The sequence below is a fragment of the Gluconobacter japonicus genome, assembly GCF_002723975.1.
Lineage (GTDB): Bacteria > Pseudomonadota > Alphaproteobacteria > Acetobacterales > Acetobacteraceae > Gluconobacter > Gluconobacter japonicus.
The window spans coordinates 16,820-29,775 of sequence record NZ_BEWO01000028.1; the positions used below are offsets into that span (position 1 = coordinate 16,820).

The window sequence follows — 12,956 nt, forward strand, 5'->3', positions numbered from 1 at the left end:
TTGGATCAGGCCCAGCGCGACCTTCTTCTATCGCTCGCCTATATGTATGCGTCATGCGATCGCGAGCCACGTGCCCTGCCGTTATTGTTGCTTGTCGCGGCTGAAAACCCCGATGACTGCGACTGCCTGCGTCTTCTGGCTCATGTCTACACCGCGATGAAACGCGGTGAGCTGGCGCTTGTCGTACTCGACAGGATCAGGCGCCTTCGCCCTACCGAGGAGCCCGGCGATGCTCTCCTGCGCGCACGGGCCCTTCACAGAACCGGCCGGTTCAAGGAAGCACAGACCGCTTTCTCAGTCTTCGCCCAGTCGAATGTTCGGGCTCTTGCCTTATGAAGAACTTCCAGAACGCATTTCGCCTCGTCTCTCAACGCCAGGATCTTGCACTAGTTGCCGTGCTGGTGCTGACGGTTGCCATGCTGATCATGCCGATGCCCGCCGCGCTGGCTGACATACTGATCGGGTGCAATCTCGCGTTCTCCGCGCTACTGCTGATGGTTGCGGTCTATCTCCGCTCTCCGCTGGATCTGACCGCGCTTCCGGGCATGATCCTCGTCTCGACGGTTTTCCGCCTGGCTCTGGAAGTCACGGTGACACGCCTCATCCTTACGTCCGGAGACGCAGGCACGATCGTCGCCACGTTCGGAGAATTCGTGATCGGGGGCAATATTGTCGTCGGCCTCGTCGTCTTCGCCATCGTCACGACGGTTCAGTTCATCGTAGTCACGAAAGGTACGGAGCGCGTTGCAGAAGTCGGGGCCCGGTTTACGCTCGATGCCATGCCCGGCAAACAGATGAGCATCGACAGCGATCTGCGCTCAGGCGACATCGATCAGGCTGAGGCGCGGAAGCGGCGTCAGGAACTCGCCAGCGAGAGCGCCCTGCACGGCGCCATGGACGGCGCGCTCAAATTCGTAAAGGGCGACGCAATCGCGGGCCTTGTGATCATCGGCGTCAATCTGGCGGGTGGAATCGGCATTGGGGTTGCACAGCGCGGACTGAGCCTGAGCGACGCAATGCACACCTACACACTCTTGACGGTTGGTGACGCACTGATCTCGCAGATCCCCGCACTGCTCCTGTCCATCGCAGCGGCGGTTGTCGTCACGAGAGTAGGCAGCCACGGGCAGGATCTTGGGAAGGAAATGGTCGGGCAGTTGACGGCAGACCGGCGCGCGCTTCTGGTCGCCGCGATCATGCTGCTGATCATGGCGATGATTCCAGGCTTCCCCAAGTCCGTGTTTCTGGGGCTGTCGATTTTATTTCTTCTGGGCAGCCGCCCTGACTGGAAGAAACTTTGGGGTCGTTTTTCCCGAACCTCCCTCGAAAGCGCGGAAGCGGAAGAATTCGCCCGGTCGGTCACGACGGAATCTACGGCTGCCACGGCCATCGCCGACAGTTTCTCCCCCCTTCTGGCCATATCCCTGTCACCCGCCGTCATGCGTGTCATGGACAGACCGCGCCTCGACCGGCTGCTGGCCATTGCCTGCGAGGATGTAGAAAGCGATCTTGGCGTCGTCTGCCCGAAACCCGCGATCCGATCGACCGCGGAGACCGACACCTTCCATTTCTCGATCGATCTGGAAGATGTTCCGGTCGAAGAGCACGATGCTCTGCCCAATCATCTCCTCCTCCACGACGATCCGGTTCATCTGGATCTCGCCGGGATAGCCAGTCAGAGCGGCGAACCATTGACCGACAGCGGGGCCTCGCTCTGGATTGCACGGACCGATGAAACACGCCTCAAGGCAGCCGGTATCGGCTATCTCGACCTGCCCGCCATCATCGCGAACCGCTTTCGAACGATCGCGCGCAAACATGTTGGTCGGTTCATAGGCCTTCAGGAAGCCCGCCGTCTCGTCCTACGTCTCGAGCCCGGTTACGGCGACCTAGTGCGCGAGGCCATGCGGATCGTCCCGACCCAGCGTCTGGCCGATATTCTGAGACGTCTGGTTGAGGAGGGCGTGCCACTGAAAAACATGCGGCTCATTCTTGAAACCCTCGTGGAGTGGGGGGAGAAGGAAACCCGCTCCCTCATGCTCGTGGAATATGTCCGGCAGGCTCTTTCCCGGCAGATCTGCCACCGCCACGCGGGCTCTCACAAGGCGATGGCGGGCCTCGTTCTCGGCCAGGATGTCGAACAGGCTGTGCGTCAGGCCGTCAGGGACACGTCCGGTGGCTCGTTTCTCGCGCTTGATCCGGATGTTTCCCAGCGTCTGCTCTCAGCGTTCCGCACGCGGCTGTCAGTCGAGGGTCGTCCGAAAAACGCGGCCCAGATGACACCGATCGTCATTACCTCTGTTGATATACGCCGTTTTGTACGCGGCTTTCTCGTACGTAACGATCTCGATCATCCTGTGCTCTCCTATCAGGATCTCGCCACCGAATTTCCCGTCCATCCCATCGGGTCGATCAGCTTGGGGCTTGCCGGAGAAATCTCCACTGCGGCGCAGGCCTGATGACCATGCACCATTATTTCTGGCAGCGCGTGCGCGCACGACGCCATGCAATCCCCGCCATGACACAGATAAGGGAAGGCTGACACGATGCGACTGATGACCTTGCTCAAACAGGAAACCGGCTTCCGGAACCTCGTGCAGACCATCCATGCCGCAGGATATGGCGTGGACAGTTTTCATTCCTCAGCAGAGGCCAGAGAGGCCCTGTTCGCCAACAGTTACGATCTGATCGTGGTGGATCAGTATTTCTGCAACAAGGAACAGGGATGCTATCTTCTCGAAAGGGACTGGCGCGATGTCGTAAAAACGCCCTACGTCATCATGATCGCGACGGAAGAGCAGAACCGTATCTTCGCGCTTGAGAACGGCGCAGACGACTGTGTGAGCCATAGCGTCAATCCCCGCGAGCTGGTGGCGCGCATCCGGGCCATTCTCCGGCGTCCACAGGAGTCCGTGCAGGAGCATTACCGGTTTGAGGAACTCTCCCTCTGCCTACAAAGCCGGGAAGTGCGCGTCAATGACGTCCTCCTGCCGCTCCAGAGGCGCGAGACGGCCATTCTGGAATCACTGATCCGCCGCAAGGGAAAGGTCGTGCCACGTTCGGGGCTGGAGCACGACGCCTATGGCGCGCTGGCCGATTGCTGCCCGAACGCGCTTGAGGTGCGCATCAGCCGCATCAGGCGTCAGCTCGGCAGCGTTAGATCGTCGCTCACCATTGAGGCTGTGCGCGGCGTCGGCTACAGGCTGGCCCCCAGAAGCAAAACCACGCGCACCCGAACGCAGGCCGCCGACCCCGGTGGATATACGGCTCACGCGCACAGATCGGCAATTCCGTCCCTTTCCCATGCGACAACCTAGCTTGCCGTTCCGCAAATCAATATCCCGGCAGAACGCGGTCCGGTCCACCGGGTCCTTCCCGCCCCGAAACCTGCGGCCGGGAAACCCAGAAACACGGGAGTTCCTCTTGTCATCATCCACCGGAACACTTCGTTCCCTTTTTCTCCTGTCCGGCCTTGTCTTCGGTCCGGGGGTGGGCGTTGCATTGGCCCAGGAGCCCGACCCTCAGAAAAGCACATGGCATGCTTCCCGGTCGATGGAGATCAGCGTGGGTGGCGGCCAGATCATCCATTTGCCACGCGCGACGTCGAATATCATGATCGCCGACCCTGCAATTATGGACGTTCAATACACGGCACATAACACCCTGTTTCTGTTCGGGAAGAAACAGGGCCATACAACCATCATCATTCTGGACCGTAACGGCCAGACGATGATGTCTTCCGACGTGACGGTTCATGACGATATGAGCGCCATGAAAAGCGCCATTCTCGCTGAAGGCGGACATAATATCACGGTTCAGGAATCTCCCCAGGGCATAGTGCTGAGCGGATCCGTTCCCGACGCACGCGCCGCCGCTCATCTGGGCGAACTGGCGCGGCAATATGCGGGAGACGGCAAGGCCGTGCTCAATCGCCTGACGATTGGCGCCCCCGTTCAGGTGAGCCTCCGCGTGCGCGTGGCGGAAGTGCAGCGCAGCGTTTCGCAAGAGCTTGGCTTCGACTGGAGTACGGTTTTCAATAATGTCGGGTCATTCGCCATCGGTGCTGCAACGGGCGGCCTCGGAGGGAATGCTGCAAATTTCATTACCGATGCTGCTCGCAGCATGAACGGCGTTTCCGGCAGCTATACCAACGGCCACGGATCCGTTACCGGAACACTGGATGCCATGGCGTCAGAAGGGCTGGCTACGATGCTCGCCGAACCCAACCTCACGACGATGTCTGGCGAGCCTGCGACCTTTCTCTCAGGGGGCCAGTTTCCCGTTCCCATCCCCCAAGGCTTCGGCACGGTTGGCATCAGCTATCAGAGTTTCGGCGTCAGCATTGCCTTTACACCCACCGTTCTGGCGGACGGAACGATTTCCATGCATGTCGCCCCGGAAGTCAGCACGATCTCGACCGCGGCCAATGACGGTGCCTACTCGTTCCCGGGAACCAACGGCTCATCCGTTCCCGCAATCCGGACAAACCGTGCTGATACGACCATACAGCTTGCATCAGGTCAGAGTTTTGCCATTGGCGGTCTGATTTCCAATAATGCGCAGAACGCAATCTCCAAGGTTCCGGGCCTTGGAGACATCCCGGTTCTGGGTGCGCTTTTCCGCTCCACATCCTTTCAGCGCAATGAGAGCGAACTGATCATCGTGGTCACGGCCTATGTCGTGCATCCGGGAGATAGCGTTCCCGAACTTCCAACCGATTACGTGCGCCCGACGACGGCGCTGGAATCCTTACTGCTCAACCGAACCGCCGTCAGCACACAGACATCACCCGACCCAGAGCGCATGCCTCATCTTCACGGCGCGGGAGGCTTTCTCTACCAATGACACGCGCAGCTTTCATTGTCCTGTGCCTCAGCCTCACCGCTCTCGCGGGGTGCAACGAGAATACCGCCATCCAGAAAGCGGTTTCCCCCCCTCTGCTGCTTAGGCAACTGGTCCATAGGGGTTCGCTCTCGGCTTATAGCCCTGATTCCGATATCCGGCAGGCCATCGCCTCTCTGGGGCCGGGCCGCGATATCCATGCGGTCATCAATACCGCAAACCCGCGGCTTTCGGCCCTGACGGAGGCGGCGCTGATTCGATCCGGTGTGAACGCAGCCCGGATCAGACACACATCCGATCCGTCCATGACGTTCGTTCTGTACGCCTATACGCTCGTCCTCCCTGAATGCGGAGGGGCGCTCCGACGCTCGTGGTTTGGCGATGTTTCAGGCAGCATGACGGCTCTTGGCACCTGCACACAGGCCCGCGCCCTCGGGCAGGAACTCGATAACGCTGGAGATCTGGTCGATCCTGCACAGCTTCAGCCCGCAAACGGCGCCCGCTTCGGGCAGGTTGTCGAACTGTGGGAGAAGCATCAGGAGAAAGGTAGCCAGCAATCTTCAGGCAGTTCTTCCGTCATCGGACCGGGGGGAGGCAGCGGAGGATCGACAGGGACGCCAGGGAGTACAGCGCTTCTGGGAAATACCGGTCAGTCGGCAGGGGTGGACGGCATGACGTCCCTGCCCCCGCCCCCTGCCGCGAGCAATGAATAGAAGAGGGCATTCTCGCGGCGGTCGCTGTCCGTGACGGCTGCCCCCGTTCCAGAGCGGCGGGCATTCTGAACGTCCCCCTCCAACGCGTAGATGATGGCGATATTGCCATCGATGGTCGCAATCTGCGCGTCCGACGCGCCCTGCTCCACAGCCAGTGTCCGCAATCGACGGAGGTCGGAGAGAGCCTCGGCTTTATGCCCGGCCAGAACCTGGGACAATGCAAGATCATTCTGGGCCGAGAGGCTTGACGGGTCGATCGCAAGAGCTCTGCGATAAGCGGTCTGGGCACCAGCATGATCCTGTGCCGTATCGAGCGCCACACCCATTGCGATCTGTAGGGCCGCATCATCGGGCCGGGACGCGATCGCCGGCCGCAAAAGCGCGATCGCGTCCTGATTATGACGCGAGGCCGTCAAAAGGCGAGCCAGAACGACCGTCAGCCGCATCTTCCCATTCTCAGCCATGTGCGGGAGTGCGCCCCGCACAGCGGAAATCGCCTCATCTGCTCTGCCGGAAGACGCGAGCGCCTCCGCATAGGACAGGGCAAAACGGAGATTGTCGGGCTTCAGCGCCACGGCCTTTCCGTAAAAAGCAGCCGCTGTCTTCATATCGTTCTGGCGTGCGGCGGCATCGCCAATCCGGGCAAGCGCCTCAGGATCCTGCGCCGCCCTGCGCTCGCGCGAGGCGTTCTGGGACTGGACGTCTGACGTGGACACACACCCCCCTACGAGTCCGCACGCCAGAAACAGGCCTGCGGTTCCCATCCGGGCCAGTATACGCGCGGACGATCGTGTCCGGAGGCTCATATCGGGCATGGTCATCGTGAATTCATCATCCTCTGCGAAGCCATCTGACCGGAGGATTACCCAGGCCGCAGCCGATAGAAACATTCGGAGTCAAACGAGGTCAAGCGCCCCCACCCCGGATAATGATCCAGACTAATGATAGGGTGACGCTACCGCATTCTTTGTCCATCATGCAGCACCCGCTTCCGTCAAAACTGGTCTGTCGCGTTATGCTGATGTCTCGCATTCTGTCCTCCCTGTCGCCTTCCGCCCCGATGCGGAGGGCCCTGCGCGTGCGTTTCGGCCTTGTGGGCGCACCGGGTGTTCTCGCGCTGCTGACCCATCCACTCTGGGGCACCGGGTCTTGGGGAGAAGATATCGGCTTGTCGGTGCTATGGTGCTTGACACTGGCCGCGCTCTGCCTGCTGGTGGAACTGACGGTCCTTCGCCGTCTGGAAATCGTCACCTCAAGTCTGGTCTCGATCAGTCTGGGCCATTTCGACGACGTGCCGGTACTGAACGACCCCGATCCAGATGCGGTGCACATGTCACGCGCAATGACACGCCTGCGCCGGGGCTATTCCGGGGCTATCCGCCTGCTGGATGCGGACGAAAGCACACCCGCAACCTGATTGCATCCTGTTCGCGCTCGCACATCTGCCCAGAGACTGTTATCACACAGGCTCTGCCCTCGGGGAATTGCGTCAATATCCGGCATGAGCATGACAGCGGAATCGCCCTCTTCGTCCGACACCCCACACCGCTTTCAGGTTACGACGTTCATCCGGCGCGATCAGCGTGGTGTGCTTCTGAACGCCATCGACTGTCAGAGCCTGGCCGATGTCAGCCTCCGCCAGATCGATCTGCGCCAGTTCGACATCAGGGAGAGGGACGCATATCGCGCGCGCATCAGCCGTCAGATCCAGCAGGTCTCGGGTTTTGGCCATCCTGCCGTCCTCAATTCGCACGGACTTGTCGTAGAGGGTGATGATGCCTTCATCATCATGGACCCTCTGGCTACGGCCCGGCCTCTTGAGGAGCGCCGGAGCATGCCCGTGGACATCGCCGTCTCCCTGATCCTGCAGGCGCTCGATGCCTTCGAGGCCGCCCACCGACAACAGCTTGACCTGACCGATCTCCGGCTCAGAAATTTCTTCGTAACGCCATCCCATGACCTGAAAATTCTGGAGTTCGGCATCACACCGGGCGACGTGGGAGACCTTTTGAACCCCGCTCTCGCCCGCCCGGAGGACGCAGCACTCATGTCGCCAGAACAGGCAGTCGGGGAACCTTGGGCACAGTCTTCCAATATTTTCTCGGCAGGATGTCTGTTCTACTTCCTCCTGTCCGGGAACCTTCCCTTTCAGGGCAGCGACTATACCCGCACGGTCATACAAATCGTCGGCCATCCCCATGCGCCGCTTCTGACCCTTAGCCCCGATCTACCGCCCGCACTGGCAGAGGTAATCGACCGCGCGCTTGCCAAAAACCCGACGGACCGTTTTGCGGATATCGCGGCATTTCGCAATGCGGTCCATGCTGCCATACGCAACCCCGCTTTCCAGATCGTGAGCCCGGATGACGTCGCGCGCCTCGCGACCGTGTTGCAGGACATCATGGGACCGACAGGCGCGGTCATCCTACGCAGGGCCCTTCGCACCACACGCAACACGGCCCACCTCGTCGCCAACTGCGCGTCACATTGCGGAGATGCGGCGGACAGTGTCCTGACACGCATGACTGATGTTCCGGCAGACCCAATATCACACTCTGCCGCCGACACGCAGGCCTACCAGCCGTGACGCTGCCGCCCTGCGCCATAGAGGCGGCCGCAGCCTATCATGTTCCGGCGAGCGCGGTGGAACACCAACTCTTCACCCGAACGCGGCGGGGCGTCGGCGCGATGGCCATCAGCCCGGCCAGCCTGCCGCTCCTCGCCAGCTCCGGCTTTTCCGAAGATGCCGTCCGACGCAATATGTGCGTGAATATCGCTGCCGGAACATGGCTGATGGCGCGCGCCCGGCTCGTGCCTCGGCCGACCGGGTCTCGACCGCTTCTTGCGCCTGTCGCGTCCAGCGATAATCGCTGTGTGACCGCAGCGGCCTCCCGATATCATCTTCCCGTCATTCTGCTTCAGGCGGTCCTGAAAACCGAGAATGGCAAACGGGGCACTATTTCCAAAAACAGCAACGGCAGCTACGATATCGGTCCCGCTCAGATCAACTCCATCCATCTGCCCGAACTGGCGCGCCTTGGTATCAGCCGTGAGGCTCTTCTTGCGGATGACTGCCTGAACGTCCATGTCGGCGCGTGGATACTGTCGCGCGATATCGGGGCCTCGACGCCCGCGGATAGTCGGAAGTTCTGGGAGCGCGTCGGGAACTATAATTCCGCAACCCCTATTTTCAACCACGCCTACCAACTCCGGATCTGGCATAACCTACCCCATATCGGGCCGGGCCTCCGGCGATAAACTGGACGTGTCGCGGTCTCGGCTCAAGACCTGTTAATTCATTGAACTGAACGGTGTTCCGTGATTCACAGGCTTACCGGTGGAGGTGATGCTGTGAGTGACGTGTTTTTGCTGTCTGAAAGGCAGATGGAGCGGATTGAGCCGTTTTTTCCTCTGGCTCATGGTGTGCCACGAGTAGATGACCGGCGTGTTCTGAGCGGGATCGTTTATGTGATCCGCAATGGTCTTCAGTGGAAAGACGCTCCGAAAGCGTATGGTCCGCACAAGACCTTGTATAATCGCTTCATCCGGTAGAGCCGCCTGGGTGTCTTTGACAGGATCTTTATCGCCCTGACAGAACAGGCCGGTCGTTCGAAGCGCCTGATGATCGATGCAACACATCAAGGATCCGAGCACCGGGAAACGCGTCTCCCGCCTCAACCCTGAATCGGAATGGACTTTTCACAATGCTCCTGACCTCCGGATTATCGAGCAGGATCTCTGGGATGCGGTCAAAGCCCGCCAGAGCAAATGCTCGACAGCCCGCAACAAAGGCACCTGCGAGAACCGCCTGACGATCCGCCGGGATGCTCTGGAAAAATCCGTACTCAACGGCCTGCGGACCCAGATGATGAAGCCCGCACTCTTCAAAGAATTCTGTGAGGAGTTCACGCGTGAGGTCAATCGTCTGCGCATGGAGAAAGGGGCCGATCTGGTCGCTCTGAAATCCGAACTCCCCAAAATCGAGCGCGAACTCGACAAGGCCGTGCAGGCGATCCTCGACGGCTTTGCCAGCCCTGCTCTCAAGACACGCATGGAAGAACTCGAAGCCCGCAAGGCAGAGATTGAAACACGGTTGGTCGACGCACCTGCTGCACCCCAACATGGCGGAATTGTATCGCCAGAAGATCGCGACGCTTCACGAGAGTCTTCAAAATGAAGTCAGCAGAACACAGACGGTAGAAGCGATCCGTTCTCTGATCACGCGGATCCGCCTTATTCCCGAGAGTGGAGAACTAGCGATTTTTCTTGAGGGTGATCTGGCTGCGATGCTGGGATTTGCATCAAACAGGAAAAACGCCATGCGTCACCCGGATGCTGGCGTTCTAGGCTCAGGACCTATTAATTTATGACACCGAACGAACGGTTGTGCTTCACGGGCTTACCGATGGAGGGTGGGCCTGTAAGTGATGTGTTTTTACTATCTGAGCGCCAGATGAAGCGGATTGAGCCGTTTTTTCCTCTGGCGCACGGAGTGCCACGCGTGGATGACCGGCACATTCTGAGCAGGATCGTTTATGTGATCCGCAACGGCCTTCAGTGGAAAGACGCTCCGAAAGCGTATGATCCGCACAAGACCTTGTATAATCGCTTCATCCGGTAGAGCCGCCTAGGCTCAGGACCCACTGATATGGACGGAAGGATGTGATTCAGGCTCTGCAAGGAGACTGAAGATGAGCGACCTGTTTTGGCTGACGGACGAACAGATGGAGCGTCTGCGGCCGTTCTTTCCCAAGAGCCATGGTAAACCTCGCGTTGATGACCGCCGCGTGCTGAGCGGCATCATTTTTGTGAACCGCAATGGTATGCGCTGGCGTGATGCGCCCCGGGAATACGGTCCGCACAAGACGCTCTACAACCGTTGGAAGCGTTGGGGCGACATGGGCATTTTCATGCGGATGATGGATGGCCTGTCTGCCGCGAAGGCTGAGCCTCAGACTATTATGATTGATGCGACCTATCTCAAGGCACACCGCACGGCTTCAAGCCTGCGGTTAAAAAAGGGGATCCAGGCCGCCTGATCGGACGCACTAAAGGGGGCATGAACACCAAGCTGCATGCGGCCACCGATCAGAACGGACGACCGCTGAGCTTCTTTATGACAGCCGGACAGATCAGTGATTACACCGGTGCCTCTGCTCTGCTGGACAGCCTTCCCATGGCACAGTGGTTGCTGGCGGATCGGGGTTATGATGCTGACTGGTTCCGGGATGCCCTGGAGGAAAAAGGGATCAGGCCCTGCATTCCGGGAAGAAGATCCCGCGGAAAACCAGTCAAATACGACAAGCGAAAATACAAAAGACGCAACCGCATCGAAATCATGTTCGGCCGCCTCAAGGACTGGCGGCGGGTCGCAACACACTATGACAGATGCCCGTCCGTCTTCTTCTCCGCCATCTGCCTCACAGCAACCGTCATCTTCTGGCTATGAGTCCTGAGCCTAGGAAACCACCAATCACACGAACGTGAATCTCGACGAAAACCCGCCCCAGTACCTTTGTGCGCGCGCAGGCTTAACGTCACAGCGAATTTTGGACACTCAGCGGCTGATACCGGGAACCTGCCTGAGTCCCTCTGCAAGAAAATCAACGCAGAGACGGACCCGGGTCAGGTTCGTCCGTTCCGGCGCGATCAGCATACTCAGCGGCACGGGCGACAGCGTATAATTCGGTAACACATGCTCAAGACGACCATCCCGCAGGCAGTCCTCTATCAGCCAGCGATGGGCCGGCCCGTAGCCTCGACCTGCAAGAAACGCATCCCGTGCTGCCAGACCGTGATCGACGATCAAACGACCATGGAATGGCACAGCGTGATTTCTGCCCCTCGCGCTCCGCAAAACCAGCCGGTCCGATCCATGCACACGGGACATCCGTACGCCCTCAAGCTGACGCAGGTCCTCGGGGCCCCGCACCGGACCGTTGCGACGCAGCCATTCGGGAGATGCGACCAGCATGCGCTGGCTTTCACCAAGGGAGCGCAGTTTCATCGCGCAATCGCTCAGGGGACCAAGACGGATGGCGATATCAACGCCGTCACGCACCAAATCAATACGCTCGTCCGTCAGACCGAATTCCACCCTGATGTCTGGGTTCTCATCCTGAAAAGCATAAATGAGACGACTGACGTGCAGAACACCCAACGCACCGGTACAGGAAATACGCACCGTTCCGGCCGTAGCCTGCCGTGTGTCGCGCATTTCCTGACTTGCCTGCTCCACAAGGGAAAGAATCTGCACGCACTGCGCATAATATCTCGTGCCTTCGTCTGTTAACGCGGTCCGGCGCGTGGTGCGCGTCAGTAACGAGACACCCAAAGCCTCTTCGAGTTCACGCAGATGCCGCGTTACTGTCGATTGTCCGGCACCCGTTTCCCGGGCGACGGCGGCCAGATTGCCGCGTTCAGCGATGCGTACAAAGGTTCGCATCCGTTCCAGCGAGATCAGAGATTGTTCCATTTTTCGGCACTGTGCCTTCCCCTATCTCCATATGGGAGAAGAATATCCTATCGCCTAGTCTTACCGGGAAACGAATTTTTTTTGCAAAGACAAGGCCCCGCGCATGAATATCCTGATCGTGTTCGCCCATCCCGAACGACACTCCCTCAATGGCGCTCTTCTCGATATCGCAGTCGCCGAACTGCAATCGCAGGGGCACGAGGTGCAAGTCTCGGACCTTTATACGATGCACTGGAAAGCGGCCGTCGACCGCAGCGACTTCCCGGATCTGCCTACCGGCGAGCGCCTGAAAGTGGCATCTGCATCTTCACATGAATTCGCAGCGGACGGCCTGACAGATGATGTGAAAGCAGAGCAGGAGAAACTTCTCTGGGCCGATACCGTGATTCTTCAGTTTCCGCTCTGGTGGTTCGCCATGCCCGCGATCCTCAAAGGCTGGGTTGACCGCGTTTATGCCTGTGGCTTTGCGTATGGCGTTGGTGAACACAGCGATCGCCGCTGGGGGGATCGCTATGGCGAGGGCGTGATGGCAGGCAAGCGCGCCATGCTGCTCGTAACGACGGGAGGCTGGCCGGAGCATTATTCCGAACGCGGGATCAATGGTCAGATCGACGATCTGCTGTTTCCGATCAACCATGGCATTCTGTTCTATCCCGGATTCACAGTGCTACCGCCCTTCGTCGCTTACAGGGTGGACCGACTGGATGACGCACGCTTCGAAATTGTGTCCGAACAACTTCGCAAGCGTATGCGCACGCTCGCAACGACAACGCCCATCCCATATCGAAAGCAAAACGGCGGCGACTACCAGATCCCGACGATGGAACTGAAACCCGGCATGGAGACACCAGGCGCCGTTCGTTTTGCCCTGCATGTTGCAGAACAAAAGCCCTGTCTCCGCGACTGCGAGGACTAGCGCCCCAACC

The 12,956-nt window shown here is 59.5% G+C and carries 14 protein-coding genes and 1 pseudogene; 13 read left to right on the plus strand and 2 right to left on the minus strand.

The genetic code is table 11. The features are described 5' to 3' along the window. From GJA01_RS13020 to GJA01_RS13040, 5 genes are all read left to right on the plus strand, one after another. On the plus strand, window positions 1–336 hold the full coding sequence (locus GJA01_RS13020) for a tetratricopeptide repeat protein (protein ID WP_062502732.1): 336 nt from the start codon (window positions 1–3) through the stop codon (window positions 334–336). Continuing rightward, window positions 333–2,459 (plus strand): type III secretion system export apparatus subunit SctV, encoded by a 2,127-nt coding sequence (gene sctV / locus GJA01_RS13025; RefSeq protein ID WP_062502731.1) that lies wholly within the window; start codon window positions 333–335, stop codon window positions 2,457–2,459. Before GJA01_RS13020 ends, sctV begins: the two co-directional genes overlap by 4 nt. 87 nt (window positions 2,460–2,546) lie before the next feature. Then, a complete protein-coding gene (locus GJA01_RS13030) occupies window positions 2,547–3,317 on the plus strand; it encodes a response regulator transcription factor (protein ID WP_062502730.1) in 771 nt (256 codons plus the stop codon). Between the two features lie 106 nt (window positions 3,318–3,423). After that, window positions 3,424–4,845, plus strand: a complete 1,422-nt coding sequence (locus GJA01_RS13035; protein ID WP_062502729.1) for a type II and III secretion system protein family protein — start codon at window positions 3,424–3,426, stop codon at window positions 4,843–4,845. Continuing rightward, window positions 4,842–5,555: a hypothetical protein gene (locus GJA01_RS13040; protein ID WP_062502728.1), complete on the plus strand. Its 714-nt coding sequence runs from the start codon at window positions 4,842–4,844 to the stop codon at window positions 5,553–5,555. The genes GJA01_RS13035 and GJA01_RS13040 overlap by 4 nt, the downstream gene beginning before the upstream one ends. Here the strand turns inward: GJA01_RS13040 and GJA01_RS13045 are convergent. After that, complete coding sequence (locus GJA01_RS13045) at window positions 5,492–6,376, minus strand: tetratricopeptide repeat protein (protein WP_169925644.1); 885 nt, start codon at window positions 6,374–6,376, stop codon at window positions 5,492–5,494. The two genes, GJA01_RS13040 and GJA01_RS13045, sit on opposite strands and share 64 nt — an antisense overlap. Window positions 6,377–6,531: 155 nt before the next feature. On the opposite strand from GJA01_RS13045, the gene GJA01_RS13050 reads away from it, so the two are divergent. The 7 genes and pseudogenes from GJA01_RS13050 (at window position 6,532) to GJA01_RS13080 (ending at window position 11,004) form a co-directional block, all read left to right on the plus strand. Then, the gene (locus GJA01_RS13050; protein WP_062502726.1) at window positions 6,532–6,972 is read left to right on the plus strand and encodes a hypothetical protein; all 441 of its coding nucleotides are present in this window, start codon (window positions 6,532–6,534) and stop codon (window positions 6,970–6,972) included. 90 nt (window positions 6,973–7,062) lie between these two features. Next, entirely contained in the window at window positions 7,063–8,142 is a 1,080-nt protein-coding gene (locus GJA01_RS13055) for a protein kinase domain-containing protein (RefSeq protein WP_169925645.1), read from the plus strand. After that, window positions 8,139–8,813: a transglycosylase SLT domain-containing protein gene (locus tag GJA01_RS13060; RefSeq protein ID WP_062502724.1), complete on the plus strand. Its 675-nt coding sequence runs from the start codon at window positions 8,139–8,141 to the stop codon at window positions 8,811–8,813. Before GJA01_RS13055 ends, GJA01_RS13060 begins: the two co-directional genes overlap by 4 nt. Window positions 8,814–8,906: 93 nt before the next feature. Continuing rightward, window positions 8,907–9,194, plus strand: a pseudogene (locus tag GJA01_RS15440) (transposase); the annotation flags it as partial. Then, on the plus strand, window positions 9,184–9,732 hold the full coding sequence (locus tag GJA01_RS13070; protein ID WP_373317495.1) for a hypothetical protein: 549 nt from the start codon (window positions 9,184–9,186) through the stop codon (window positions 9,730–9,732). The pseudogene GJA01_RS15440 and the gene GJA01_RS13070, both read left to right, overlap by 11 nt. Window positions 9,733–9,921: 189 nt before the next feature. Continuing rightward, window positions 9,922–10,176, plus strand: a complete 255-nt coding sequence (locus tag GJA01_RS13075) for a transposase (protein ID WP_082785208.1) — start codon at window positions 9,922–9,924, stop codon at window positions 10,174–10,176. A 70-nt stretch (window positions 10,177–10,246) separates the two neighbouring features. Next, window positions 10,247–11,004, plus strand: a protein-coding gene (locus GJA01_RS13080; RefSeq protein ID WP_099282413.1) for an IS5 family transposase whose coding sequence is annotated in 2 segments (ribosomal slippage) — window positions 10,247–10,568 and window positions 10,568–11,004 — 759 coding nt in all. Because the reading frame shifts where the segments join, the coding sequence is not laid out codon by codon here. A 108-nt stretch (window positions 11,005–11,112) separates the two neighbouring features. On the opposite strand, the gene GJA01_RS13085 is transcribed toward GJA01_RS13080, so the two are convergent. Continuing rightward, window positions 11,113–12,030: a LysR family transcriptional regulator gene (locus GJA01_RS13085; RefSeq protein ID WP_010505819.1), complete on the minus strand. Its 918-nt coding sequence runs from the start codon at window positions 12,028–12,030 to the stop codon at window positions 11,113–11,115. Between the two features lie 103 nt (window positions 12,031–12,133). Between GJA01_RS13085 and GJA01_RS13090 the strand changes: the two genes are divergently transcribed. Further along, entirely contained in the window at window positions 12,134–12,946 is an 813-nt protein-coding gene (locus GJA01_RS13090; RefSeq protein WP_062502722.1) for an NAD(P)H-dependent oxidoreductase, read from the plus strand. The last annotated feature ends 10 nt before the right edge of the window (window positions 12,947–12,956 follow it).